Annotated in this window: 25 protein-coding genes and 1 tRNA gene; 13 read left to right on the top strand and 13 right to left on the bottom strand. The window is 73.0% G+C overall.

What is annotated here, in order from left to right; genetic code table 11:
* The first annotated feature begins 49 nt into the window (after nt 1-49).
* Nucleotides 50-122: transfer RNA gene (locus tag E4622_RS08720), tRNA-Thr, on the top strand.
* Nucleotides 123-128: 6 nt separating this feature from the next.
* Here the strand turns inward: E4622_RS08720 and E4622_RS08715 are convergent.
* Together E4622_RS08715 and pdxY are read right to left on the bottom strand one after the other, a co-directional pair.
* Complete coding sequence (locus E4622_RS08715) at nt 129-911, bottom strand: hypothetical protein (RefSeq protein WP_134739823.1); 783 nt, start codon at nt 909-911, stop codon at nt 129-131.
* A gap of 69 nt (nt 912-980) precedes the next feature.
* A complete protein-coding gene (pdxY, locus tag E4622_RS08710; RefSeq protein WP_134739822.1) occupies nt 981-1,832 on the bottom strand; it encodes a pyridoxal kinase PdxY in 852 nt (283 codons plus the stop codon).
* 94 nt (nt 1,833-1,926) lie between these two features.
* On the opposite strand from pdxY, the gene E4622_RS08705 reads away from it, so the two are divergent.
* Genes E4622_RS08705 through E4622_RS08690 form a run of 4 tightly spaced genes read left to right on the top strand, consistent with a single transcriptional unit; the run spans nt 1,927 to nt 7,752 of the window.
* Entirely contained in the window at nt 1,927-3,570 is a 1,644-nt protein-coding gene (locus E4622_RS08705; protein ID WP_134739821.1) for a GMC family oxidoreductase N-terminal domain-containing protein, read from the top strand.
* A 1-nt stretch (nt 3,571) separates the two neighbouring features.
* Nucleotides 3,572-5,131, top strand: coding sequence for a succinic semialdehyde dehydrogenase (locus E4622_RS08700; protein WP_134739820.1), 1,560 nt, complete (start codon nt 3,572-3,574; stop codon nt 5,129-5,131).
* Between the two features lie 40 nt (nt 5,132-5,171).
* A complete protein-coding gene (locus E4622_RS08695) occupies nt 5,172-6,746 on the top strand; it encodes an FMN-binding glutamate synthase family protein (protein ID WP_134739819.1) in 1,575 nt (524 codons plus the stop codon).
* 46 nt (nt 6,747-6,792) lie between these two features.
* Complete coding sequence (locus tag E4622_RS08690; RefSeq protein ID WP_209021846.1) at nt 6,793-7,752, top strand: aldo/keto reductase; 960 nt, start codon at nt 6,793-6,795, stop codon at nt 7,750-7,752.
* 214 nt (nt 7,753-7,966) lie between these two features.
* Here E4622_RS08690 and E4622_RS08685 read toward each other — a convergent pair whose 3' ends face one another.
* Genes E4622_RS08685 through E4622_RS08670 form a run of 4 tightly spaced genes read right to left on the bottom strand, consistent with a single transcriptional unit; the run spans nt 7,967 to nt 12,072 of the window.
* The gene (locus E4622_RS08685; RefSeq protein ID WP_245155955.1) at nt 7,967-8,740 is read right to left on the bottom strand and encodes a class III extradiol ring-cleavage dioxygenase; all 774 of its coding nucleotides are present in this window, start codon (nt 8,738-8,740) and stop codon (nt 7,967-7,969) included.
* 43 nt (nt 8,741-8,783) lie between these two features.
* Nucleotides 8,784-9,488 carry a uracil-DNA glycosylase gene (locus E4622_RS08680; protein WP_134739818.1) on the bottom strand — a complete coding sequence of 235 codons (705 nt, stop codon included), beginning with the start codon at nt 9,486-9,488 and terminating at the stop codon, nt 8,784-8,786.
* A 44-nt stretch (nt 9,489-9,532) separates the two neighbouring features.
* Complete coding sequence (locus E4622_RS08675; RefSeq protein ID WP_134739817.1) at nt 9,533-10,570, bottom strand: hypothetical protein; 1,038 nt, start codon at nt 10,568-10,570, stop codon at nt 9,533-9,535.
* Nucleotides 10,567-12,072 (bottom strand): FAD-dependent oxidoreductase, encoded by a 1,506-nt coding sequence (locus E4622_RS08670; protein ID WP_134739816.1) that lies wholly within the window; start codon nt 12,070-12,072, stop codon nt 10,567-10,569. The genes E4622_RS08675 and E4622_RS08670 overlap by 4 nt, the downstream gene beginning before the upstream one ends.
* A 66-nt stretch (nt 12,073-12,138) precedes the next feature.
* Between E4622_RS08670 and E4622_RS08665 the strand changes: the two genes are divergently transcribed.
* From E4622_RS08665 to E4622_RS08650, 4 genes are read left to right on the top strand one after another with little or no spacing between them, the layout of a single operon-like run.
* Nucleotides 12,139-12,795: a TetR/AcrR family transcriptional regulator gene (locus E4622_RS08665; RefSeq protein ID WP_167736023.1), complete on the top strand. Its 657-nt coding sequence runs from the start codon at nt 12,139-12,141 to the stop codon at nt 12,793-12,795.
* The gene (locus tag E4622_RS08660) at nt 12,792-13,442 is read left to right on the top strand and encodes a class II aldolase/adducin family protein (protein ID WP_134739814.1); all 651 of its coding nucleotides are present in this window, start codon (nt 12,792-12,794) and stop codon (nt 13,440-13,442) included. Before E4622_RS08665 ends, E4622_RS08660 begins: the two co-directional genes overlap by 4 nt.
* A complete protein-coding gene (locus tag E4622_RS08655; RefSeq protein ID WP_134739813.1) occupies nt 13,439-14,353 on the top strand; it encodes a sugar kinase in 915 nt (304 codons plus the stop codon). Before E4622_RS08660 ends, E4622_RS08655 begins: the two co-directional genes overlap by 4 nt.
* A gap of 20 nt (nt 14,354-14,373) precedes the next feature.
* Nucleotides 14,374-14,655, top strand: coding sequence for a GNAT family N-acetyltransferase (locus E4622_RS08650; RefSeq protein WP_134739812.1), 282 nt, complete (start codon nt 14,374-14,376; stop codon nt 14,653-14,655).
* A gap of 29 nt (nt 14,656-14,684) precedes the next feature.
* Here the strand turns inward: E4622_RS08650 and E4622_RS08645 are convergent, their stop codons facing one another.
* From E4622_RS08645 to E4622_RS08620, 6 genes are all read right to left on the bottom strand, one after another.
* Entirely contained in the window at nt 14,685-16,133 is a 1,449-nt protein-coding gene (locus E4622_RS08645) for an aminotransferase class V-fold PLP-dependent enzyme (RefSeq protein ID WP_134739811.1), read from the bottom strand.
* The gene (locus E4622_RS08640) at nt 16,130-17,464 is read right to left on the bottom strand and encodes an MFS transporter (RefSeq protein ID WP_134739810.1); all 1,335 of its coding nucleotides are present in this window, start codon (nt 17,462-17,464) and stop codon (nt 16,130-16,132) included. Before E4622_RS08640 ends, E4622_RS08645 begins: the two co-directional genes overlap by 4 nt.
* A 35-nt stretch (nt 17,465-17,499) precedes the next feature.
* A complete protein-coding gene (locus E4622_RS08635; RefSeq protein WP_245155954.1) occupies nt 17,500-18,231 on the bottom strand; it encodes a D-Ala-D-Ala carboxypeptidase family metallohydrolase in 732 nt (243 codons plus the stop codon).
* An 86-nt stretch (nt 18,232-18,317) separates the two neighbouring features.
* Nucleotides 18,318-19,463 (bottom strand): alpha/beta fold hydrolase, encoded by a 1,146-nt coding sequence (locus E4622_RS08630; RefSeq protein ID WP_209021845.1) that lies wholly within the window; start codon nt 19,461-19,463, stop codon nt 18,318-18,320.
* A gap of 24 nt (nt 19,464-19,487) precedes the next feature.
* Nucleotides 19,488-19,898, bottom strand: coding sequence for a GNAT family N-acetyltransferase (locus E4622_RS08625; RefSeq protein WP_134739808.1), 411 nt, complete (start codon nt 19,896-19,898; stop codon nt 19,488-19,490).
* The gene (locus E4622_RS08620; RefSeq protein ID WP_245155953.1) at nt 19,895-21,322 is read right to left on the bottom strand and encodes a trehalose-6-phosphate synthase; all 1,428 of its coding nucleotides are present in this window, start codon (nt 21,320-21,322) and stop codon (nt 19,895-19,897) included. The genes E4622_RS08625 and E4622_RS08620 overlap by 4 nt, the downstream gene beginning before the upstream one ends.
* 105 nt (nt 21,323-21,427) lie before the next feature.
* Between E4622_RS08620 and E4622_RS08615 the strand changes: the two genes are divergently transcribed.
* Entirely contained in the window at nt 21,428-22,759 is a 1,332-nt protein-coding gene (locus tag E4622_RS08615; protein ID WP_167736022.1) for a sensor domain-containing protein, read from the top strand.
* Nucleotides 22,756-23,397 carry a response regulator transcription factor gene (locus E4622_RS08610; protein WP_134739805.1) on the top strand — a complete coding sequence of 214 codons (642 nt, stop codon included), beginning with the start codon at nt 22,756-22,758 and terminating at the stop codon, nt 23,395-23,397. Before E4622_RS08615 ends, E4622_RS08610 begins: the two co-directional genes overlap by 4 nt.
* A 127-nt stretch (nt 23,398-23,524) precedes the next feature.
* Here E4622_RS08610 and E4622_RS08605 read toward each other — a convergent pair whose 3' ends face one another.
* A complete protein-coding gene (locus E4622_RS08605) occupies nt 23,525-24,514 on the bottom strand; it encodes a Gfo/Idh/MocA family oxidoreductase (protein WP_134739804.1) in 990 nt (329 codons plus the stop codon).
* A gap of 127 nt (nt 24,515-24,641) precedes the next feature.
* Here E4622_RS08605 and E4622_RS08600 point away from each other — a divergent pair, with 127 nt between their 5' ends.
* Both E4622_RS08600 and E4622_RS08595 read left to right on the top strand, forming a co-directional pair.
* The gene (locus E4622_RS08600; RefSeq protein ID WP_134739803.1) at nt 24,642-24,938 is read left to right on the top strand and encodes a DUF3263 domain-containing protein; all 297 of its coding nucleotides are present in this window, start codon (nt 24,642-24,644) and stop codon (nt 24,936-24,938) included.
* A 35-nt stretch (nt 24,939-24,973) separates the two neighbouring features.
* Nucleotides 24,974-25,435 carry a LytR C-terminal domain-containing protein gene (locus E4622_RS08595; protein WP_245155952.1) on the top strand — a complete coding sequence of 154 codons (462 nt, stop codon included), beginning with the start codon at nt 24,974-24,976 and terminating at the stop codon, nt 25,433-25,435.
* Nucleotide 25,436 lies beyond the last annotated feature (1 nt).

Genomic DNA, 25,436 nt, shown 5'->3' with positions numbered 1-25,436 from the left:
GCCGGTGCCAGGCCGGGACCACCTAGGATTGCCCCGCGCGAGAGCGCGTGCCGCGTTAGCTCAGTTGGCAGAGCATCGCCCTTGTAATGCGAATGTCGAGAGTTCGATTCTCTCACGCGGCTCTGTCGTCAGCCGGTCGTGACGTCGACCGCGAGGTCGGGGTACGGGCTCGTCGCGGATGTCACGCGTCGGCGGGCCCGGTCTATCTCGTCGGGTCCGGTCCTGACGCTCACGACACCGTCGTGAGGCACGCTCATCACGATCACCGGGTTGAGGTCGCCCAGCGCGGCGAGCCCGCCGAGCACCGGGCTGCTCTCGGTGATGCTCCGGTCGGGCGGGCTGAGCACCCGCGAGGGCGTGCCCTCGTCCTTCGTCGCGCTTAGCTCGCGCACCGAGTCCGCCGTCGCGGAGTCGGAGGCGCTGAGCCCGTCGGCCATCCAGTGCAGGGTCCGCACCGACGGGGTCCACCGGGACGTCGCACTCAGCCGGAGGCCGTCGTCGCCGGCGGTGATGAGCACCTCGACGTCCTCCAGGACACGCGGCCAGTCCCCGACCTCGTCGAGCGCGTCGGGCTCGACCCTCGTCTGGCCGTCCCCGACGCGGACCACGGCCTGGCCTCCGCGGACCGTGACGAAGGCGCCGCCGCCGGCCTGCTCGACGAGCTCGCTGTAGTCCGCTGCCTCGTCGAGGACGTCCGCGATCTCCTCGGTGCCGACGTCCCTGCTCAGCTCCACCTCCGGCACACCGTCCCGGTCGACGACCCCGTGCACGCCCGGCAGGTCCGCAAGGTCGTCTCGCGCCCAGTCCGCGCGGCGCCCGTCGTCGAGGTACCACCACCGCCAGGCGACGACGACGAGCAGCGCGACCACGACGAGGGCCACGAGAGCCGGGATCCGACGGCGAGACATCATGGAACGGACTCTCCACACTCTCGGCACGGCGGCAGGGATGCCGGCATCCTGCCACGGCCGAGCCGACGCTCAGCGCAGCCGCCGCACCGGGAAGCGGTCGGCGGGGTCGGCGATGGCGTCCTGGGCGGCGACCAGCTGGATCTCGCGGGTGCCGGCGGCGAGCGTGGTCTCGAGGATGCCGAAGACCGACGAGGTGGTGCGGGCCAGGGCGAGCTCGGGGGAGCCGGTCGTGCGCAGGTGGGCGAGGTAGAGGGCCGCGGTCACGTCGCCGCAGCCGTTGGGCGTGATGGGCAGCAGGGGAGTGGTGACCGCCCAGGCGCCCTCGTCGGAGACGGCGATCACGTCGAGGGTGTCGGCCGCCGAGTCCGTGTGCAGCACGCTGGTGACGAGCACGTCGCGGGGGCCGCCCTCGCGGACGATGTCGACCGCGGCGAGCACCTCGTCGAGGGTGGTCGTGGTGGTGCCGGCGAGGAAGTCGAGCTCGAAGTGGTTGGGGGTGATCACGTCGGCGGCGGGGACGACCACCTCGCGCAGGAACTCCGGGATGCCGGGCCGGACGAACATGCCCCGCCCCACGTCGCCCATGACCGGGTCGCAGCAGTAGACCGCGTCGGGGTTGGCCGCCTTGACCTGGGCGACGGCGTCGAGGATGACCTGGCCCATGGCCGGGTCGCCCTGGTAGCCCGAGAGCACGGCGTCGACCTGGCCGAGGACGCCGCGGTCGCCGATGCCCGCGATCACCTCGGCCACGTCGGCCGGCGCGAGCAGCGGCCCGCGCCACGCGCCGTACCCGGTGTGGTTGGAGAAGTGCACCGTGATGACCGGCCACACCTCGTGGCCGAGGCGCTGGAGCGGGAAGACGGCGGCGGAGTTGCCGACGTGGCCGTAGGCGACGGAGGACTGGATGGAGAGGATCTGCACGCCGCTGAGTCTCCTCGCGGAAGGGTGTACGGGGCAAACTAGAACGCGTTACAGTTGTGGCCGCCATCACCCGACCGACGCGAGGAACCGACACATGGCCAAGGCTGCGCCCTACAGGAATGAAGCCGACTACGTGGTGGTCGGGTCCGGCAGCTCCGGCGCCGCCCTGGCCGGCCGCCTGGCCCAGTCGGGAGCCAGTGTCATCGTGCTCGAGGCCGGCAAGAGCGACGAGCAGTACCTCGTCAAGAAGCCCGGGATGATCGGCCCGATGCACTCCGTGCCGCAGATCAAGGCCCGCGTCGACTGGGGCTACTACTCCACCCCGCAGAAGCACCTCCTGGACCGCAAGATGCCGGTCCCGCGCGGCAAGGTCGTCGGCGGCTCCAGCTCGATCAACGGCATGGTCTACGTGCGCGGCAACCGCGCCAACTACGACTCCTGGGCCGCGGAGGGCAACACCGGCTGGTCGGCCGACGAGGTCAACGAGGCCTACCGGCGCCTGGAGGACTTCGAGGGCGGCCCCGACCAGTACCGCGGCGCCGGAGGGCCGATCAGGATCACCCGCAACAAGGCGCCCCAGGAGGGCTCCCTGCAGTTCATCCAGGCGACCTCCGACGCACTCGGCGTCAAGATCCTCGACGACTACAACGGCGAGTCGCAGGAGGGCGTCAGCCGGATGCAGCAGAACGCCGCCGACGGGCTGCGCTACAGCGCCTCGCGCGGCTACCTCCACAACCTCGAGGTGCCGTCCCTGCAGCTGCAGTCCGAGGTGCTGGTCACCAAGGTCACCATCGAGGGCGGCCGCGCCACCGGGGTCGAGGTCACCGACAAGGACGGCTCGCGCCGCACGGTCCGCGCGGGCAAGGAGGTCATCCTCTCGGCCGGCTTCGTCGGCTCGGCGCAGCTGCTGATGCTCTCGGGCATCGGGCACGCCCAGCACCTCATCGACCACGGCATCAAGGTGCTCGCCGACCTGCCCGTCGGCGACAACCTGCACGACCACATGTTCCACGCGCTGACCTTCCACACCACGACCTCGAAGATGCGCGGCAACGCGTTCTTCTTCGCCAAGGGCGTGGCCCAGGAGGCGCTGCGACCGGGCAAGACCTTCCTGGCCAACTCGGTCTTCGAGTCGGTGGCCTTCCTGCGCACCTCGCAGGCGACCGACGTACCCGACCTGCAGCTGCACCTGCTGCCGTGGTCCTACGTCTCGCCCAACCAGGACGAGCCGATCCAGCACAAGGTCGACCCGCGCACGTCGCTGACCCTGCTCTCCACGCTGATCTACCCCAAGAGCCGCGGCACGCTGCGCCTCGCCTCCTCCGACCCGACGGCGGCGCCGCTCATCGACTTCCAGTACCTCGCGGACCCCGCGGACCTCGAGGTGCTCGCGGAGGGCTCCGAGATGGTCCGCGAGATCATGGGCGGTGCGGCCTTCGGCGGCGCGGTCAAGGAGGAGATCCACCCCGGCGCGAGCGTCAAGGGCCAGGCGCTGCGCGACGCGATCCTCAACCGGGCCACGTCGGTCTACCACGGCGTCGGCACCTGCCGGATGGGCGTGGACGAGCTCGCCGTCGTCGGCCCCGACCTCAAGGTCCGCGGCATCGAGGGGCTGCGCGTGTGCGACGCCTCGATCATGCCGTCGATCACCGGCGGCAACACCAACGCGCCCGCGATCATGATCGGCGAACGCGGGGCCGACCTGGTCCTCGGCGGCACCGCGTCGCGGGGGGCCTGACATGACGCTGCAGCGCCCGGCGTCGGTCACCGACGCGTTCCTGCAGGGTCTCGTGGCCCGCATCCCCTCGACCAGCGGCGGCACCTGGAAGCTGACCGAGGTCTACACCGGTGAGGTGCTGGTCGAGCTGCCGCAGTCGACCCCCGCCGACATCGAGCGCGCGTTCGCCTCTGCTCGTGCCGCGCAGCACGAGTGGGCCTCGTGGCCGCTCAAGAAGCGGCTGGGGGTCTTCAAGCGCGCCCACAAGCTCTTCCTCGACAACGCGGTCACCACGACCGACCTGATCCAGGTCGAGAGCGGCAAGAACCGGCGGATGGCGATCGAGGAGAGCTGCGACCCGCCGATGGTGATGAGCCACTACATCAAGCGGGCCCCGCACCTGCTCGCGCCGGTCAAGCGCGGGGGACCGGTGCCGTTCCTCACGACCTCGACGGAGATCCGCCAGCCCAAGGGCGTCGTGGGCGTCATCGCCCCGTGGAACTTCCCCTTCGCCACGGGGCTCTCCGACGCGATCACCGCGCTGATCGCCGGCAACGGCGTCGTGCTCAAGCCCGACAACAAGACCGCGCTGTCCCCGCTCTACGGGATCCAGATGCTCGAGGACGCCGGGCTGCCGAAGGGCCTCTTCCAGGTGGTCTGCGGCGAGGGCCCGGACGTGGGGCCGACGCTGATCGACAACGCCAACTACGTGATGTTCACCGGCTCCACCGCCACCGGCCGGGTGATCGGCGAGCGGGCCGGACGCAACCTCATCGGCTGCTGCCTGGAGCTCGGCGGCAAGAACCCCATGATCGTGCTCGAGGACGCCGACATGGAGGAGACCGTGCAGGGCGCGGTCTTCGGGGTGTTCGGCAACACCGGCCAGATCTGCATGCACATCGAGCGGATCTACCTGCCGGAGTCGCGCTACGACGAGTTCAAGTCTCGCTTCACGGCCGCGGCCGAGGCGCTGAACGTCGGGGCGACGTACGACTTCGGTCCGGAGATGGGCTCGCTCGTCTCGCCCGACCACAAGGAGCGGGTCCAGTCGCACGTCGACGACGCCGTCGCCAAGGGCGCCACCGTCGTCACCGGCGGCAAGGCGCGCCCTGACCTCGGCCCGGCGTTCTTCGAGCCGACGATCCTCGAGGGCGTCACCAAGGACATGCTGGCCGGCTCCACCGAGACCTTCGGCCCGGTCGTGGGCCTGCACCGCTACCGCACGGTCGACGAGGCCGTCGAGCTCGCCAACGACACCGAGTACGGCCTCAACGCCTCGGTGTGGGGCGGCGACCTCAAGCGCGCCGAGGACGTGGCACGACGCATCCAGTCCGGCAACGTCAACATCAACGACATCCTCGCGACGGCGTTCGCCTCCAAGGGCACGCCCTCGGGCGGGGTCAAGCAGTCCGGCGTCGGCGCGCGCCACGGCGACCAGGGCCTGACCAAGTACACCGACGTGCAGAACCTCGCGGTGCTCAAGAAGCAGGTCATGGGCGCCCGCCCGGGCCAGGACTACGACGAGTACGTCAAGGGGATGCTCTCGGGGCTGCGGATGATGCGCAAGACACGGATCCGCTGACGCCCTATCGCCCGGTGCCGATTGCGGGTACCTCTAGAGCATGAAGCTCACCCGGGTCGCGGCCCTCGGCGCCGCGGCGCTCGGCGCCGTCGCCGCACACGACCTCACCCAGCGCAAGCACGCGATCCTGCGCACGTTCCCCGTCGTGGGGCACCTGCGCTTCCAGCTGGAGCGGTTCGGTCCCGAGCTGCGCCAGTACATCGTCACCTCCAACGACGAGGAGCGCCCCTTCAGCCGCGACCAGCGGCGCTGGGTCTACGCCTCCTCCAAGCTGGAGAACTCCTACTTCGGCTTCGGCACCGACAACGACGTCGAGAACGTCGTCGGCTACCCGATCATCAAGCACCGCACGTTCACCGGGCCGGGCGCCGCGACCGGGCGGCACGCCGAGGAGGGCGTCCCGGTGCCGGCGGCCAAGGTCATCGGCGCGGCCCGCGGCCGGGCCAAGGCCTTCCGGCCGCCGTCGGTGGTCAACATCTCCGGCATGAGCTTCGGCTCGCTCTCGGCCAACGCGATCGAGGCGCTCAACCGCGGCGCCGACCTGGCCGGTTGCCTGCAGAACACCGGCGAGGGCGGGCTCTCGCCGTACCACCGCAACGGCGGCGACCTGGTCTTCCAGATCGGTACGGCCTACTTCGGCTGCCGTGACGAGCACGGCCGCTTCGACCTGGGGCGCCTGAAGGACCTCGTGGCGAGCGCGCCGGTGCGGGCGCTGGAGATCAAGCTCTCCCAGGGCGCCAAGCCGGGGCTCGGCGGGATGCTGCCGGCCGCCAAGGTCAGCGACGAGATCGCCGAGATCCGCGGCATCCAGGCCGGCGTCGACTGCGCCTCGCCGAGCCGGCACGAGGTGTTCCACGACGTCGACTCGATGCTCGACTTCGTCGAGATGGTCGCCGCCGAGACGGGGCTGCCGGTCGGCATCAAGTCGGCCGTGGGCAACCTGGACTTCTGGGACCACCTGGTCGCGGAGATGGTCGGCGGTCAGCGCGGCGTCGACTTCGTCAACATCGACGGTGGCGAGGGCGGCACGGGGGCGGCGCCGATGGTGTTCGCCGACTCGGTCGCCTACCCCTTCCGCATCGCCTTCAGCGAGGTCTACCGGCGCTTCGCCGCCGCGGGGCTGACCGACGACGTGACGTTCATCGGCGGTGGCAAGCTCGGCATCCCGGAGACCGCCACGGTGGCGTTCGCGCTGGGCGCGGACATGATCCAGGTGGGCCGCGAGGCGATGCTGGCCATCGGCTGCATCCAGGCCCAGAAGTGCCACACCGACCACTGCCCGACCGGCGTCGCGACGCAGAACGCCTGGCTGCAGCGCGGGCTGGACCCGACGCTGAAGTCGGTGCGGGCCGCCAACTACGTCACCTCGCTGCGCCGCGACCTGATCAAGGTCAGCGAGGCCGTGGGGGTCGTCCACCCGGGGCTGATCGGCCCCGAGGACGTCGACCTGCTCGACGGCACCCGCTCGCGGGTCTCGCTGCGCGAGCGCTACGGCTACGAGCCCGGATGGGGCGAGCTGGGCGCGGCGCTCCAGGACGACGTCCGCCGGCTGATGACGGTGCCGGGCTCCGAGCGCGCGGCCGACGTCGCCACCGGTGCATCGGGCCGAGCGTAGAGCCGGTCGTGGGTCCGGTCGTAGGGCCAGCCGTAGGCTCGGCGGCATGAGCGAGATGGAGTACCGCGCGCTGGGGTCCTCGGGCCTGATGGTGAGCGCCGTCGGCATCGGGTGCAACGCGTTCAGCCGACGCGTCGACCTGGACGGCGTACGCGACATCCTGGCGGCGGCCCGCGAGACGGGCGTGACGCTGCTGGACACCTCCGACACCTACGGCGAGCCGCCGGGCGCCAGCGAGACGCTGCTCGGGGAGGCGCTGGCCGGGCAGCGCGACCACTTCGTGGTGGCCACCAAGTTCGGGATGGACATGCGCGGGGAGTACGGCGCGGACCACGGCGTGCGCGCCTCCCGTCGCTACGTCCGGCGCGCGGTGGAGGGCTCGCTGCGGCGCCTGCGCGTCGACCACATCGACCTCTACCAGCTGCACGTGCCCGATGACGTGACGCCGATCGAGGAGACCCTCTCGGTCCTGACCGACCTCGTCCACGAGGGCAAGGTCGGCTACCTCGGCTGCTCCAACTTCGACGCCTGGCAGGTCGCCGACGCCGACTGGACCTCACGCACGGCGGGGCTGGAGCGCTTCGTGTCCGTGCAGAACCGCTACTCGCTGCTCGACCGCACGGTCGAGGACGAGGTGGTGCCCGCGTGCGAGGCCTACGGCCTGGGCATCCTGCCGTTCTTCCCGCTGGAGTACGGCCTGCTCACCGGCAAGTACCGCCGCGGCCAGGCCGCCCCCGCCGGCTCGCGCGCCGACCTGGACGCCTCGCGCGCCCAGTGGCTCGCGGAGGCCGACTGGGACCGGATCGAGGCCCTGACGGCGTACGCCGCCGCCCGCGACCTCTCCGTCCTCGACGTCGCCATCGCGGGGCTCGCCGCGCAGCCCGGCGTGTCGTCGGTGATCTCCGGCGCCACCTCCGCCGAGCAGGTCCGCCTCAACGCCGCCGCACTCCGCTGGACGCCGTCCGAGGCCGACCTGGTCGAGCTGGACGAGGTCACGGCGGGCTGAGCGAGCAGGTTTTTCAGCAGATGCTGAAAAACCTGCGCTTCTGGGCCGGAGTTCTGGCCCAGAAGCGCCAGGAAATCCCCGGAAGGCTCGCCATCGGCGTTCAGCTCGCCGGGTCTCGACGTTCCTGTCGCGCCTTCGCAAGCTCAGGCGCGAGGCCCGCTCGACCTTCGCTCGCCCACGCGCGGCGCTCGTGCCTCGCGTCGCGCTCCGCTGCTCAGGCAACCTGCAGCGAGCGCTTGGACAGCCCCATCCAGAAGCCGTCGATGACCTGGATGCCGGGGTCGTCGGGGGTGGTGGCGGCGCCGAGGGTGACGAACAGCGGCGTGTAGTGCTCGACCGTGGGGTGGGCGTAGGGCATGCCCGGCGCCTCGGCGCGGTAGTTGGCGAGGGCGTCGACGTCCCCGCGCGCCAGCGCCTCGCCGGCCCAGGCGTCGAACTCCTGCGACCAGCCGGGGGCGGCCGCCTCGATGCGGAACTCCTTGAGGAACGGCAGCCCGTGGGTGAGGAACCCACTGCCGATGATCAGCACGCCCTCGTCGCGCAGCGGCCGCAGCCGCTCGCCGAGCGCCATCAGTCGGGCCGGGTCCTGGGTGGGCAGCGACATCTGCAGCACGGGGATGTCGGCGTCGGGGTACATGATCCGCAGCGGCACCCACGCGCCGTGGTCGAGGCCGCGCGACGTGTGCTGGTGCACGGGCTCGGTGGCCGGCATCATCGCCGCCACGCGTCGGGCGAGCGCCGTGGCGTCGGGGGTCTCGTAGGTCATCCGGTAGTACTTCGCGTCGAAGCCGCCGAAGTCGTAGACCAGGGGGGCGCCGTTGGCGCTCAGGCTGACCGGTGCCGACTCCCAGTGGGCGCTCACGATGAGGATCGCCTTCGGGCGCGGGAGGTCGCGGGCCCACGCGGCCAGCTGTCCCGACCAGATCGGGTCGTCGAGGAGCGGCGGCGCGCCGTGGCCGAGGTAGAGGGCGGGCATCGGGTAGTTCACGATTCAACTATATCCGACGGGTCAAGCCCGACGCGTCGGGGATTCATGCAGGCGGCAGCGACCAGTCGACGGGCTGCCCGCCGCGCTCCTCGAGGAGCCGGTTGACGCGGGAGAAGGGGCGGGAGCCGAAGAAGCCGCGGGAGGCGGACAGGGGGGAGGGGTGGGCGGACTCGACCCAGGGCACGGAGCCGAGCAGCGGCTTGAGCGACTGGGCGTCGCGGCCCCAGAGGATGGCGGCGAGCGGCGGGCCGCCGTCGGCCACGCGCCGTACGAGGGCGGCGATCGCGCACTCGGTGACCTCCTCCCAGCCGCGTCCCCGGTGGGAGGCCGACTCGCCCGGGCGCACCGTGAGGACCCGGTTGAGGAGCATGACCCCCTGCTCGGACCAGGCGGTGAGGTCGCCGTGCTCGGGGGTGGCGAGGTCGAGGTCGGTGCCTAATTCGCGGTAGATGTTGGCCAGGCTGCGCGGCACCGGACGCACGTGCGCGTCGACGGCGAAGCTCAGGCCGATCGGGTGGCCGGGCGTCGGATAGGGGTCCTGCCCGACCACCAGGACGCGGACGTCCGCGAGGGGCCGACGGAACGCCCGGAAGACGTGGTCGCCGGCCGGCAGGTAGTCGTGGCCGGCGGCGAGCTCCTCGCGCAGGAACGCCCCCATCCGCCCGATCCGGTCGTCGACCGGCGCCAGGGCCTCGGCCCAGTCGGGCGCCATCAGTCCCTTGTCCACCAGCCCCGCGAGCGCGCTCATGGGGACATCTCACCAGGCACCTGCCGGCGGCAGGAGGTCGGTGCCTAGCGCCGACGGAAGGTCGCGCGCCTCGGGAGGTACGGCGCCCGCCCGCGCTCCCCGACCTCGACCGCGAGGATCGCCTGGTGGGAGGCGTCGCCCGCGATCGCGGACTGGTTGGCGACGAGCACCGTGGTGCCGTGGAACGTCGCGCTGCACGGGGTGTCGAAGGGGATCGACGACCCGTTGTCGCCGAGGAGCGGCGTGTCAGGGAAGCGGTCGAGCTCCCGACCGCCGGCCGACAGCTCGACGAGCTGCGCGCTGAGGCCCGCCAGGGCGAGGTAGACGTGGCCCGAGCGGCCGATGCCGAAGCCGTCGGGCAGCTCGCCGGGTCCGGAGGTCCACAGGGTGGAGAGGGTCCCCGCACGTCCGCCCTTGCGGGTCGTCAGACGGAAGAGGTGGCCGGTGCTCGGTGGGGAGCCCGCGCCGGCGGAGGTCTGCTGGCTGATCAGGAAGTCGCGTCGACCCGGGCGGTAGACGATGCCGGTCGTCCCGAACTCCACGCCGTCGAGTGACGTCGAGTCGAACCACCGCGTGACGCGACCGGCGCGGCTGACGCGCCAGATCACGCCGTCGGAGTAGTCGGTGACGTAGAGGGCGCGGCGCGGCCCCCACGTCGCGTAGTTGGGCACGCCTCCCCCAGGAAGGGTGGCGACGTGCCGGAAGCGACCGGTCCGCAGGTCGAGCGTCAGCACGCGGGAGCGCGAGGTCTCGAGCAGGACCAGCCTGCCGTCGCGGGTCTGGTTGGCCACCTGCACGCCCTGGCTACCGTCGAGCAGCTGGCGCGGCACCGTCCAGGAGCGCTGGAGCGTGCCGTGCGCGGTCCACTCGAAGACCCGCGACCGAGCCCGGCTGTCGGAGTCGACGTAGGTGCCGGCGTAGACGCGGTGGTTGCGGTGGCGGAAGACGTAGGCCGGGTAGCCCGGGGAGGGGACCTTCGCGAAGACGGTGGTGCGCCACGTCGGCGGCGCTGCCGCCTCGGTGGCCGGAGCCGGCGCGACGAGCAGGCCGGCTGCGAGCAGCAGGACGAGGAACCGCCTCACAGCCGCTCCAGGACCTCGGCCGCGGCGCGCTTGCCGGAGCGCACCGCGCCGTCCATGTAGCCCGACCAGTACGTCGACGTCTCCGTGCCGGCCCAGTGCACCCGGCCGAAGGGTCGCCGGATCGCGGACCCGAACCGGACCATCGACCCCGGCGCGTGGATGGCGGTCGGGCCACCGCGCGTCCACCGCTCCTTGGTCCAGTCGTGCTCGACGTAGTCGAGGGGCCTCAGCGCCTTCGGGCCGAAGAGCTCCGCGAAGCCCTCGAGGACCGCCTGGCGGCGCGCCGCCCTGGTCTTCACGCCGTACGTGCGCCAGGTGGAGCCGCCGACGAACGCCAGCAGCACCCCGGGGCCGCCCGATCGGGGGGTGTTGTCGAAGACCGCGCGGGCCGCGCCGGCGTCGTTGATGCCGAACCCGTTGAGGCCGTCGGCGCGCCAGAAGGGCGTCTTGTAGACGGCGTCGCACTTCATCAGCTGACCCATGTCGAGGTGGCGCATGAGCTGCGCGCGCCGGGTGGGCAGGCGGGGGAACCAGTCGATGCCCAGCACCATCGGTGGGGGAGCGGCCACGATGACGCGGCGGGCCACGACCCGGCCCCGCTTGGTGTGGACGACGACGCGGTGGTCGCGCTGCACGATCCGCTCGACCGGTGCGCCGAGTGCCACGATGTCGCCCAGCCGCCGGGCGAGCCGCAGCGGGATCAGCTGCGAGCCACCGACGAAGCGTCGCTCCTGCGCGCCGTCCGCCGTGTCGGAGTTGCGCGCGAACGTGCCGACGTGGCGCTCGTCGCCCGAGCAGGCGACGTACCAGAGCGTGTAGAGGAACGACAGCTCGTCGGGGTCGGCGCCGAAGCCGGGCTGGGTCCAGCTGCGGATCAGGTTCTCGACGCCGCGCGCGTTGACCGAGCTGCGCCGGATGAAGTCGCCGAGCGTCATCGCGTCCCACTCGGCCGCCCGCGGGTGCGTCCACGGTGCGTCGACCGCGATCTCGGCGGCGTACCGGTCGATCTGCGCCAGCAGCAGCGCGGCGTCCGGGAGGATCGTGGGGTCGGGCGGGACCGTGCCGGTGTACTCCATCCGGCCGGTGGTGGACGAGATGTAGACGCTGCGGCCCTCGTTGTGCTCGAGGAACGTCGGCACCTTCAGCTCCCGGGCGAGCGCCAGGATGTGGCGCTGGGTCGGCCCGACGAAGGCGCCACCCGACTCGATCGTGCCACCGCCGTCGAGGTGGTGGTTGAGCACGCGTCCGCCGACGCGGTGGCGGGCCTCCACCAGCAGCACCGAGGCGCCGCCGCGCGCGACCCGGCGGGCGGCGACCAGCCCCGCGATGCCGGCGCCGACGACGACCACGTCGACCGTGCGCGGGAGCCGGCCCTGGAGGCCGCCTGGCGCCGCGGCCTGAGCCGGGTCGGTCAGGCCGGAGAAGGCGCCGGCGCCCAGGGCGGCGCCGCCGAGGGCGCCAGCGCCGAGGGCGCCGCGGCGGGTGAGGGAGAGCTCGGTCATGGGAGGCTCCTTCGTCGAAAACATGAACATGTGTCAGTTTCGGTTTCGTACCCTACACTTTCGTGCGTGTCATCGGAACCGACTGAGGCCGCCCTCACTCCCCGCCGTCGGGTGCCCACCCAGGCGCGCAGCCGCCGCAAGGTCGAGCACGTCCTCGACACCGCCTCCCGGCTCGTGGTCGAGCGCGGCGTCGAAGCGCTCACGACCCGCGACATCGCGCTCGCGTCCGGCGTCCCGGTGGCCTCGCTCTACCAGTACTTCGCCGACAAGGAGGACGTCCTGATCGCGCTCGCCGAGCGGGACATGGCCGAGATGGACGACCAGGTGCTGGCCGACCTGTCCGGTCTGCGCGACCTGACGCTGGCGTCGCTGGTGCGCACGACCATGGGGGCGTTCGTCACCGTCTACCAGCGACGTCGGGCCTTCGTGGAGATCTACCTGCGCGGGCGGACCAACGCCGCGCTCCACCAGTTCGGGCGCGAGCACAACGCGCGGGTGGCGGCCACGCTGCGCGGCTTCGCGATCGAGAAGGGCCTCGCGCTGCCGACGCTGCCGGTCAAGACCGCGCTGCTGGCCGTGGAGATCGGTGACCGCGTCTTCCAGCTGGCCTACGAGCACGACGACGAGGGCGACCAGGAGCTCGTCGAGGAGGGCATCACGCTCGTGACCGCCTACCTCGAGCGCTACGCGGCCCCCGCCTCGAGCCGCCGGGTCGAGACGTGACGGCCGACGACCTGCGCACCTCCGTCGCGGCGGCGTCGCGTCGCCTGGCGGAGGCCGGCCTCCTGGTCGGCACGGCGGGCAACGTCAGCGCGCGCGTGGGGGACCGGGTGGCCGTCACGGCCTCCGGCGTCGTGCTGGGCGACTGCACCACCCACGACGTCACGGTCGTCTCGATGGACGGCGAGGTGCTCGAGGGCGCGCTGCGTCCCACCTCGGAGATCGACCTGCACCTCGGCCTCTACGCCAGCACCGGCGCGGCCGCCGTCGTGCACACCCACGCGCCCTACAGCACCGCCGTCGCGTGCGTGCTGGAGGAGCTCCCGGTCCTGCACTACCAGCAGCTGGCCCTCGGCGGCGCCGTGCGCGTCGCGCCGTACGCCACGTTCGGCACCCCCGAGCTCGCCGCCCACGTGCGCGACGCGCTGGTCGACCGGCAGGCGGCGCTGATGGCCAACCACGGCTCGGTCGCCATCGGCGGCGACCTGACCCAGGCGGTCGAGCACGCCCTGCTCCTGGAGTGGCTCGCCACCCTCCACCACCGGGCCAGCGTCCTCGGGACGCCCCGCACCCTGACCGAGGCCGACCAGGCCGCGGTGGTCGCCGCGGCCATCGCCCGCAGCTACGGAACCCCGCAGGAGAACCCATGAGAGTCGCCACCGTCGGAGTGCACGTCCTCGACACCCACGTCATCGGGGTCGAGTCCATCCCGCAGGGATCGGACGGTCAGCTCGTCGAGACGATCCGCTGGTCGCCGGCCGGCACGGCGGGCGGCACCGCCGTGGTCCTCGCGCGGCTCGGCGCCGAGGTGGTCTCCTTCGGCGCGCTCGGCACCGACACCATCGGCGACACCCTGCTCGCCCTGCTGGGCCGGGAAGGCGTGGACGTCTCCGGGCTGGTCCGCAAGGACGGCCACCAGACCTCCTCCTCCGTGATCCCGGTGCGCCCCGACGGCGACCGTCCGGCCTGGCACTGCATCGGCGCCAACGGTGCCTTCACGCTCGACGACCTCGACCTGGCCGCGCTCGACGGCATCACGCACCTGCACCTGGGCGGTCCCGAGTTCCTGGGCGGCGAGGCGGCCGGGCAGCTGCTCGCGCACGCGCGCTCGCTCGGGGCCACGACCTCCCTCGACGTGCTCGCCCCCGGCGACCCCGACATGCTCGCCTGGATCGCCGATGCGCTGCCCCACACCGACTACCTGCTCCCCAACGACGAGCAGGTCCTCGGCTTCACCGGCGCCACGGACCTCGCCGAGGGCGCCCGCGCCCTGGTCGCCGCCGGTGCCGGCTGCGTGGCCGTCACCCAGGGCGCCCAGGGCGCGCTGGTCGTCACCGCCGACGACGTCGTGGAGGTGGCGGCCTACCCGGTCGAGGTCGTCGACACCACCGGCTGCGGTGACGCCTTCTCGGCGGGCTTCCTGCGCGGCCTCGCGCTCGGGCTCGACGCCCCTGCCGCGGCCCGCCTGGGCTGCGCCACGGCGGCGCAGGTCGCCCAGGGCCTCGGCACCGACGCGGGCAGCTACTCGCTGGAGTCGGTGACCGCACTCGCCGCTGGGTGAGCGCCCGTAGGTTGGGAGCCATGGCTGCCACCCAGGTCACCGACAACCCCGCCCACCACCGCTTCGAGATCACCGCCGACGGCGAGCTGGCCGGCTTCGTGGAGTACGAGCTCTCCGACGGCGGCATCGACCTCACCCACACCGTCGTGCGCGACGAGTTCGAGGGCAAGGGCGTCGGCGGCACGCTCGTCAAGCACGCGCTCGACGCCGCCCGCGACCGCGGGCTGCGCGTCACGCCCACCTGCAGCTTCGTGGCCGACTACATCGAGCGGCACCCGGCGTACGCCGACCTCGTGGCCTGAGGGGCTTCGAGACGGGACGTCGTGCCTCCTCAACCCCCGGGCCGCGACGGGCGGGAGAGTCGGTCGAGGAAGGCCAGCAGCACGGCCTCGCGCAGCGGGGGCGAGGCGACGTCGAGCAGGGCGTTGATGTCGGCCTTGCGGTCGGGCAGCGCCAGGCCCTCGCCGGCCGCGGCCTCGCCGCCGACGAGCCCGGCGGCGGCCAGGAGCCCGTCGAAGTCCTCCTCGGTGATCGAGGCGGGGTCCAGCCCGGCGACGTACGCCGCCACGCCGGCGTCGACCTGCACCGGGCCGGCCGCCGCGGCGACCCGCACCGACTCGGCCAGGGAGGCGAGGAAGTCGTCCACGTGCGCGAGCGTCGCAGCGCTCACCGAGAGGTGGATGTTGGCCGGGACGTCGCCGTAGGTGAGCTGGGGCTGGACGTACCAGTCGCGCGCGCCCATCTCGTCGCTGATGGTGAACGGGTCGCAGGTCTCGTCGGTCGTCAGGGCGACCAGCGTCGAGTCGGGGCGCGCGAGCAGCCGCAGGCCCGCGATCGAGGCGATGCCGTCGGCGATCCGGTCCGTGGCCTCGAAGACGTCGCGGGCGAGCTTCTCGTAGCCCGCGTCGCCCAGCATCTGCACGACCGCCCAGGCACCTGCCGTGGGGCCGCCGGAGCGGGTGGACTGCATCGTGGAGTTGAGCATCGTGTAGCCCGGCCAGTCGGCGGAGGCGAAGAACTGCGGGCGTCGCAGCGCCGGGGTCGCGTGCAGCAGCAGGGAGACGCCCTTGGGGGCGTAGCCGTACTTGTGCAGGTCGACCGAGACCGACGTGACGCCCGGGACGGCGAAGGTCCACGGCGCCACGTCACGCCCGAGCCGGGCGGCGTAGGGCAGGACCCAGCCGCCGATGCACGCGTCCACGTGGCAGCGCACTCCGCGTGCCGCGGCCGCAGCGGCGATCTCGGTGACGGGGTCCACCACCCCGTGCGCGTACGACGGCGCGCTGGCGACCACCAGCACCGTGGTGTCGTCGATGGCGGCCGCCATCGCGGCGGCGTCCGCGCGATGGTCGGGGCCGCACGGCACCACCACGGCGCGCACCCCGAAGTAGTGCGCGGCCTTGTGGAACGCGGCGTGCGCCGAGCTCGGCAGCACCATCGTCGGCGTGGCCACGTCGGGGCGCGAGTCGCGCGCGGTCTGCACCGCCAGCAGCACCGACTCGGTGCCGCCCGAGGTGACCGAGCCGACCACCGTCTGGGGGGCGTCCAGCAGGCCCGCGGCGAACGCCACGAGGTCGTTCTCCATCTGCAGCAGGCTCGGGAAGGCGGTGGGGTCCAGGCCGTTGGAGCCGGCGAACGCGGCGACCGCGTCGCGTCCGACCTGCTCGACCTCGGCCATGCCGGAGTCGTAGACGTAGGCCAGCGTGCGGCCGCCGTGGACGGGCACGTCCCCGGCGCGCATCACGGCGAGGCGGGCGAGGATGTCGGCGGAGCGGGTCATGCGTCGACCTCCGAGGCGTCGAGGGTGTAGCGGCTGAGCCACCAGAGGCTGAGCAGCGTGAGGACAGCGGGCAGGAGCGAGAAGCCGAGGACGATCGCGGTGAGCGCGGAGTCGGGCTGGGCGGCGTCGCCGTCGGTGCTCGAGCGGTAGCCGCCGATCGCGAGCACGAGTGCGAACACGCCCGGCCCCAGCGCCAGCCCGAGGGTCTCGCCCGCGGTCCAGACGCCGGTGTAGACGCCGGCCCGGTTGGTGCCGGTGCGCCGGGCGTCGACCGCGGCCGCGTCGGGCAGCATCGCCATCGGGAAGACCTGGCAGCCGGCGTACCCGACGCCGACCAGGCCGGTGGCGAGGAAGACGACCGCCGCCGGCGCCGACTGGGCGAGGACGGCGAGCGCGGCCCCCGCGGCCAGGATGAGCGAGGAGTAGAGGTAACCGCGCTTCTTGCCGATCCGCCCGCCGATGGCCGACCACACCGGGGTCAGCAGCAGCGCCGGGCCCACGAAGCACACGAACAGCACGGTGGCGGCACCCTTGCTGTCGAGCACGTCCTCGGCGAGGTAGGCGACGCCGGCGAGCATGCAGCCGGTCGCGAGCGCCTGGATGACGAAGGTGATCAGCAGGTTGCGGAAGTCGTGGGCGGTCGCGACCATCCGCAGCTGGTCGCGCAGCGACCCCGGACCGGCCTCGACCGAGCCCACCGGCGCGTGCCGGGTGCCGCGGTAGGAGCCGACCACGCCGATCGCGATGACGACCGCCATCACCACGCCCATCACGCGGTAGCCGTCGCGCCCGCCGACCGCGTCGCGGATCACCGGCGCGGTGGCGCCCGCGAGCATGATCGTGAACGCCAGGATCGCCACCCGCCACGTCATCAGCCGGGTGCGCTCGTCGTAGGAGCCGGTCATCTCGGCCGGCATGGCGACGTAGGGCACCTGGAAGAACGCGTAGGCCGTCGCGCAGCCCAGGAACGCGACCAGCACCCAGGCCGCCTCGGCGACCTTCGAGCCCAGCTCGGGGGCGGCGAAGATGACGGCGAAGGCCACCGACAGAGTCAGGCCCGCGCGCAGCAGCCAGGGCCGCCGTGGGCCACGCGGGTCCACGGTGCGGTCGCTGATGCGCCCGGCGATCGGGTTGAGAATGACGTCCCAGGCCTTGGGGAGGAACACGATGAACCCGGCCGCGACGGCCGCGATCCCGAGGCTGTCGGTGAGGTAGGGCAGCAGCATCAGGCCGGGCACGGTGCCGAAGGCGCCGGTCGCGACGGACCCGGAGCCGTAGCCGATGCGGACGGCGCGAGGCAGGGCGGCGGTGGTCGCCACAGGTGCGGACATGCCCGCACCCTAGGGCGAAACCGCGGCCTTCGCGGTCAGATCCCGCAGCTCGGCGCGCTCCAGGACCGGCCCGGCCGGACGTCCACGTGCACGTGGTCGTCGTGGTCGGGGTAGCCCGGGCCGAAGAGGCCGCCGAAGCCGGCGTAGCGCGCGCCCTGCGCGATCGTGCACAGGCTGGCCGAGGAGCCGACCAGGTCGAGGGCGGTGCCGTAGGTGTGCTGGCCGGTGCCGCTGCCGCCCACCTGGCGGTCGCAGGCCTGCGAGCGGAAGCCGGAGGTCACGGTCAGCGGCCGGTCGCCCAGCCGGTGCCGCAGGGCCTCGGCGCGCCACATGGCGCGCAGCAGGTTCTGCCGGACGGTGGCCGCGCCGACCGACCCACCGCCGTAGCCGCCGGCACCGCAGCCGCCGTCCACCTCGGCGTAGGAGAAGTGGGCCGGGGTGCAGTCGGCGTCCTGGAGCTCGTAGATCTTGGCGTACGTCGCCGGGCCGGCGACGCCGTCCGCGCCGAGTCCGTAGGCCGCCTGGAAGCCGCGCACCGCCTCGGTCGTCTGGGCGCCGTAGCTGCCGTCGATGGACATGTTGACGCCGTAGCCGGCCCAGCCCGCGACGCGGACCTGGAGCTGGGCGACGTCGTCGCCGGTCGCGCCGGGGCCGAGGCTGCGGCCCCACGAGTAGCACTCGTCGGCATGGGCGGGGGCGGTGGTGGCTGCGGTGAGTGCCACGAGGCTGGTCATCGCGACCAGCGCCGCCACGAGAGAGGCACGCATCCGGGACATGGGGGAGGCCTTCCGTCGGGATCAGGTGCAGGTCCCTTGCCCCGGGCGTCCGCACCGAAACCGGAACCTTCCGGCGGTCAGGTCGAGAGGGACCGCGACGCCTTCGAGCCGTGCTTGCGCCGGCGCGAGGTACCGATGGGCGTCGCGGGGGCGGTCGGCGGCAGGTCGGACCACTGGGCCAGCCAGTCGTCGAGCGCCGGCCAGGTGCTGGTGCGCGCCTCGCGACCGGTGAGCAGGCCGAGGTGGCCGCCGGGGACGATCTCGAGCTGGACCTCGGGGGAGCCCTCGAGGAGCTCCACCAGCGGCCGGACCGCGCCCAGCGGGGCGATGCCGTCGGTGGCGCCCGCGACCACCAGGACCGGCTTGTCGACCGCGGCCAGCTCGACGGTCCGCTCGCCCAGCTCGATCTCGCCGGCGACGAGGGCGTTGCCGCGCACGAACCGGTGGTAGAGTTGGCCGTAGGTCCGGCCGGAGTAGGCGGCCATGCCGGCGCTGAAGCGGTCGACCGCCTCCACCTGCGCGAGGAACTCCGCGTCGTCCAGGCGGGTGCCGATCGCCAGCGGCTTGGCGACGAGCCGCTGGACCGGGCCGAGGTCCGCGGCCCACCTCACGATCGGGATGCTGCCGAGCACCTGCGCGCCCCGCCCGGTGAGGCCACCGGCCTGGGTCGGGTCCAGGAGGGGGCGCGGGGGCGCCACGAGCGGCACCTGCGCGAGGTCGACGGGGGAGCCCAGCAGCGTCAGCGAGGCGATGGGCAGCGACGGGTCGTCGGCGGCGGTGAGCAGCGCGAGGATGCCGCCGAGGCTCCAGCCCACGAGGTGGACCGGTCGGCCGCCGGCGTGGTCGGAGACCTCGCGGACCGCGGCCGGCAGGACGTCGTCGACCCACGGGTCCATGGCGAGGTCGCGGTCGGTCAGCGACAGCTCGCCGTACTCCACGAGGTAGGTCGCCCGCCCGCCGGCGACCAGGTGCTCGACCAGCGAGCACCCGCGGCGCAGGTCGTAGCAGAGCGAGGGCGCCGCGGGCGGCGTCACCAGCAGCACCGGGTCGCCCTGCTCGACGACCGTGGTGGCCGGACGGTAGTGGTAGAGCTCGCGCAGCGGGCCCTCGTCGACGAGGGTGCGCGGCATCGGGCGGAGGTCGGCGAGCCCGCCCCGCACCAGGAGGGTGGCCACGTTGCCCGCCGCCGAGACGACCTGACCGGGCTTGGGGATCAGATCCATGCCCCGAACGTATACCCGGCGCCGTCAGGTGGCGCGGGTGCGGATGAGCCAGCGGTGCACGTCGGTGAGTGGCTCGAAGCCGACCGGGGTGTAGAGCGCGTGCGCGTCCTCGGTCGCGAGCAGCGTCCGGCGGACGCCGAGGTCGGTGAGGGTGGCGTCCACGGCGGCGACCAGGGCCTTGCCCACGCCCTGCCCGCGCGCCTCGCGGGCGACGTAGACGTCGCAGAGCCATGCGAACGTCGCGCGGTCGGTCACCACGCGGGCGTAGCCGACCTGGCGGTCGTCGTCGAGGGCCACGAAGCTGAGCGAGCCGGCGACGGCGCGCTCCATCACCTCGAGGGAGCGGCCCAGCGCCCAGTAGGCGTCCTCGGAGAGCCAGCGGTGGACGAGACCGACGTCGAGGCGGGCGGGGTCGGTCGTGACCTCGAGCGTCACGAGCGCTTGGCGGGCCGGACCGGCTTGGCGTGGGTGTTGTCCACGTCGGCCAGCTCGGACATGAAGCTGTCGGCCCACGCCGCGACGTCGTGCTGACGGATCGTCTTGCGCATGGCGCGCATGCGCTTGGTCAGCTCCTTCTCGTCGGCGGCGTAGGCCTCGAGCATGGAGGACTTCATGGCGTTGATGTCGTAGGGGTTGACCAGCCACGCCTGGCGCAGCTCGTCGGCCGCCCCGGCGAACTCGGAGAGGACCAGCGCGCCGTCGTCCTCGAAGCGGCAGGCGACGTACTCCTTGGCGACGAGGTTCATGCCGTCGCGGTAGGGCGTGACGACCATGATGTCGGCGGCGCGGTAGAGCGCGGCCATCTCCTCGCGCGGGTAGGAGGAGTGCAGGTAGCTGATCGCCGGCTTGCCGATGCGGCCCAGGTCGCCGTTGATGCGGCCGACCAGGCGGTCGATCTCGTCGCGCAGGATGCGGTACTGCTCCACCTGCTCGCGCGAGGGCACCGCCACCTGCACGAAGACCGCGTCCTCGACGTCGAGGTGGCCGTCGGCGATCAGCTCGCTGAACGCGCGCAGCCGGGCGTAGATGCCCTTGGTGTAGTCGAGCCGGTCGATGCCGAGGAAGATCCGGCGCGGGTTGCCCAGCGCCTCGCGGATCGCGGTGGCGCGCTTGGCGACCGCGTCGCTCTGCGCCAGCTCCTCGAAGCCCGCGGCGTCGATGGAGATCGGGAACGCCGCCGCGCGCACCGTGCGCCCGTCGGGCAGGTAGACCAGGTCGCGGTGGGTCTTGTGGCCCACCCGCTGGCGGACCAGGCGCACGAAGTTGCCGGCGCCGCCGGGCAGCTGGAAGCCGACCAGGTCGGCGCCGAGCAGCCCCTCGAGGATCTGACGCCGCCACGGCAGCTGCTGGAACAGCTCGGCCGGCGGGAAGGGGATGTGGAGGTAGAAGCCGATGCGCAGGTCGGGTCGCAGCTCGCGCAGCATCTGCGGCACCAGCTGCAGCTGGTAGTCGTGGACCCAGACCGTGGCGCCCTTGTTGGCCAGCGACGCGGCCTTCTCGGCGAAGCGCTGGTTGACCGCGACGTAGGCGTCCCACCACTCCCGGTGGAACTCCGGCTTGGCGACCAGGTCGTGGTAGAGCGGCCAGATCGTGGCGTTGGAGAAGCCCTCGTAGAAGAGCTCGATCTCGCTCTGCGACATCGTCATCGGCACCAGGCTCATGCCGTCGAACTCGAACGGCTCCAGGTCGGTCTCGGTGCCGCCCGGCCAGCCGATCCAGGTGCCGTCGTTGGCGCGCATCACGGGCTCGATCGCGGTCACCAGGCCGCCGGGCGAGCCGCGCCAGCCGGGGGTCCCGTCGCTGAGCTGGACCCGGTCGACGGGCAGTCGGTTGGCGACGATCACGAGGTCCGCTGGCACGGTCCTCACCCTATGTCGTCCACGGCGCCGCTGTCGGGCTGGCCCGACAAGGGGTGTCGGGCTGGCAGGATCGTGCGCGACCCTCGCCGTCGCGAGGCTGGAGACATGACCGAGACGCTGCCCATGAGCCCCACCCAGGCACCCGCCACCGACCCCGCCCCTGCGGCGCCGGTGGCGTCCCCGACCGTCCTGCGGCGCACGCTGCGCGACAGCGGCTACGCGCTGACGGCGTTCGTCATCGCGCTGCCGGCGTTCGTGCTGGTCGTCGTCACGCTGGCGCTCGGCGTCGGGCTCAGCGTCGTGGTGGCGGGCGTCGCGGTGGTGGCGCTCGCGACCCAGGTCGCCCGCGCGGTCGCGGCGCTCGAGCGGGTCCGGTTGCGCTCGCTCCAGGGACGCACGGCGCCGACTCCCGACTACCTGCGCGCGGAGCCCGGCGCCGGGGTCGTGCGGCGGGTGCTCACGCCGCTGCGCGACCCGCAGTCGTGGCTCGACGTGCTGTGGGCCGTCCTGGGCCTGGCCACCTCGGTGGTCGCGAGCGCCCTCGCGCTCGTCTGGTGGCTGGCGGCGCTCGGCGGCCTGAGCTACTGGTTCTGGTCGCAGTTCATCCCCTACGACCCCGACGACAACGTCACCGTGGCCTCGCTGATCGGGCTCGGTGAGGGGCGTGGGCCCGAGCGGTGGCTGATGCTCGGGATCGGCGTCTTCGCGGTGCTGACGCTTCCCCTGGCGGTGCGGCTCGCGGCGGTCGTCCACGCGAGCCTGGCGACCGTCCTGCTCTCGAGCCGTGCCGAGCTGCAGGGCGAGGTGCGCCGGGTGGCCGACAGCCGCGACGCCGCCCACCTGGCCGAGGCCGACTCGCTGCGGCGGCTCGAGCGCGACCTGCACGACGGTCCGCAGCAGCGGCTCGTGCGGCTGACCATGGACCTCGGGCGGGCCCGCAAGCAGCTGGCCGACGACCCGCAGCGGGCGGGGGAGACGATCGACGAGGCGCTGCGCCAGGCCCGCGAGACCGTCGACGAGCTGCGCTCGCTCTCGCGCGGCATCGCCCCGCCGTTGCTGGTCGACCGCGGCCTGGCGGTGGCGCTGGAGGAGATGCTCTCGCGCAGCCCGGTGCCGGTCGAGGCGGTCGTCGAGGTGCCGGAGTCACTGCCGCCCCAGGTCGAGACCGCGGTCTACTTCGTGGTCTCCGAGGCGCTGACCAACGTCGCCAAGCACAGCGCCGCCGCGACCGCGCGGGTCGAGGTCACCACGCTGGCCGAGGAGATCCAGGTGCGCGTGGCCGACGACGGCATCGGCGGCGCCCACCCCGCCAAGGGCCACGGGCTCGCCGGCCTCCAGCAGCGGCTGGTCGGCGTCGAGGGCCGGCTCGAGGTCGTCTCGCCCGAGGGCGGCCCCACCGTCCTCACGGCCCACGTGCCGTACGTGGGTGGCCGATGAGGATCGTCGTCGCGGACGACTCCGTGCTGCTGCGCGAGGGTCTCCAGCTGCTGCTCGCGGAGGCGGGGCACGAGGTCGTGGCCTCCGTGGCCGACGGCCCGTCGCTGGTGACCGCCGTACTCGAGCAGCGGCCGGACCTCGCCGTCGTCGACGTCCGGATGCCGCCGACCCACACCGACGAGGGCCTGCGCGCCGCCGTGGAGGTGCGTCGGTCCTGGCCGGCGGCGCGGCTGATGGTGCTGTCGCAGTACGTCGAGGTGTCCTACGCCGACGACCTCCTCACCACCGGCGACGGCGGGATCGGCTACCTGCTGAAGGACCGGGTCAGCGACGTCGACGACTTCCTCGACGCGCTGGTCACCGTGGCCGGCGGCGGCACCGTGCTCGACCCCCAGGTCGTGCGCCAGCTCATGGGGCGCCGCCGCGACCCGATCGCCGGGCTCACGCCGCGGGAGCGCCAGGTGCTCGCGCTGATGGCCGAGGGTCGATCCAACGCAGCGGTCGCCGAGGAGCTGACCGTGACGCTGGGCGCGGTGGAGAAGCACACCCAGCGGATCTTCGCCAAGCTCGGCCTGCTGCCCGACGACACCGCCCACCGGCGGGTCCAGGCGGTGCTGAGCTACCTGCGCTCGGGATGAGACGGCGCAACGTCAGGGGGCGCGCCGAGGGCGGGCCGGGGGAGGTTCTGGGCCGGAACTGGCGCTTCTGGGCCGTTATTTCGCCCCAGAACGTCAGGTTTTTCAGCAGCTGCTGATAAACCTGCGCTCAGTCCGTGGCGTACCGCACCCCGATCTGGCGCCGTAGGTCGTCCATCTGCCGCATGAGCAGCAGCGTGCGGTCCAGGGGCACGAGCGGGCTCTCGCGCAGGCCGGCCTGGATGCAGCGGCCGACCTCGGCGATCTCGTTGCCGTAGCCGACGCCGATGACGGGCTCGTCGGCCTCGATGCGCTCGGGCTCGCCGCCGGTGGGCGTCCACACGGCGTACGTCGGGTGGTGGAACTCCGCCGGCACGTCGAGGCGGCCCTCGTCGGTCGCCACGGCGGCGGCGCGCGAGGCGCCGGAGGTCAGGGAGGCGGTCATCGTGGCCAGCGCGCCGCCGGCGTAGCGACCGGTGATGGCGACGTCGAGGTCCACGCCGGCCTCCGACAGCGTCGCCGTCGCGGTGAGCTCCTCGGCCGGGCCGAGCATGAGGTGGGCGAACGTGAGCGGGTAGATGCCCATGTCGAGCAGCGCGCCGCCGCCGAGGTCGGGGTCGAGCAGCCGGTGGTCCGGGCCGCCGTCGACGCGGAAGCCCAGCTCGGCGTGCGCCTGGCGTGGTGTGCCGAATCGGCCCGCGCGCAGGTCGTCGCCCAGGCGCCGGATGACGGGGTTGCAGGCGGTCCACATGGCCTCCATCAGGAAGCGGTCGTGCTGGCGGGCCAGCGCGACCATCTCCTCGGCCTGGGCGATGTTGAGCGTCAGCGGCTTCTCGCACAGGACGTGCTTGCCGCCCTCGAAGGCCAGTCGCGCGCCCTCGAGGTGCAGCGAGTGCGGCGTGGCGACGTAGATGACGTCGACGTCCGGGTCGGCCGCCAGCTCCTCGTAGGAGCCGTACGCCGCCCCGGCCCCGTGCTGCTGTGCGAATGCCTCGGCGGCCTCCAGCCGGCGCGAGCCGACAGCCGCCAGCTCGTTGCCGGGGGTGAGCGCCAGGTCCTCCGCGAGCTTGTGGGCGATCTTGCCGGTCGCGAGGATGCCCCAGCGGGTCGTCTCTGCCATGCCCCGACCCTAGGACAGCCCCGGTCGGGTCCGCAGCGGCCACTTGTGCGAGGCGAATGACATCGCTGTGGTTCGTCGCCTACAGTGGACCCGACGAGCACCGCACACACCGCACGGGAGACAGCGCATGGACGCCGCGAACGCCCTCAACGGCCAGCAGGCCGGGGCCACGCCGACCCTGAGCGACCGCGACCGCGAGATCCTGGAGTTCGAGCGGCAGTGGTGGAAGTTCGCCGGCGCCAAGGAGACCGCGGTCCGCGAGAAGTTCGACATGAGCTCCACGCGCTACTACCAGGTCCTCAACGCCCTCATCGACCGTCCCGAGGCCCTCGAGGCCGACCCGCTCCTGGTCCGTCGCCTGCGCCGGCTGCGCTCGCAGCGCCAGCGCCAGCGCTCCGCCCGCCGACTCGGCTTCGAGGTCTGACCGTGTCGGCGCGTCGGCGTGACGAGCGGGGGGTCGTGTTCCCCTCGCCGGTCGTGATGCTCAGCATCATCGCCGTGGCCATGGCCGCCGTCGCGTTCGTCGCCACCCGCGGCGGCGAGCCCACCGAGCGTGAGGTCGTGCCGTCCTCCGCGCAGCCGTCCGCGCCGAGCACCAGCGCGAGCCCCAGCGTCAAGCCGAAGCCCAAGCCCAAGCCGGTCGTCAAGCGCGGCAAGGTCTACGTCGAGGTCTACAACAACTCCGGCATCACCGGTCTGGCCGGCAGCGTCGCCACGCGCGCCACCGACGCCGGCTGGCAGGTCGTCGGCACCGACAACTGGGTCGGCTCGGTCAACGGCAACACCGTCTTCTACCCCCAGCGCCTCAAGGCCGCCGCCAAGCTGCTCGCCCTCGACCTCGGCATCCAGCGCACCTCCCTGGCCGTCGACCCGATGCGGCTCGACCGCCTCACCGTGATCCTCACCGGCGAGCTGCGCTGAC

The organism is Nocardioides sp. 503 (genome assembly GCF_004522095.1).
Classification (GTDB): Bacteria; Actinomycetota; Actinomycetes; order Propionibacteriales; family Nocardioidaceae; genus Nocardioides.
This window is presented reverse-complemented; position numbering and strand designations above follow the sequence as displayed.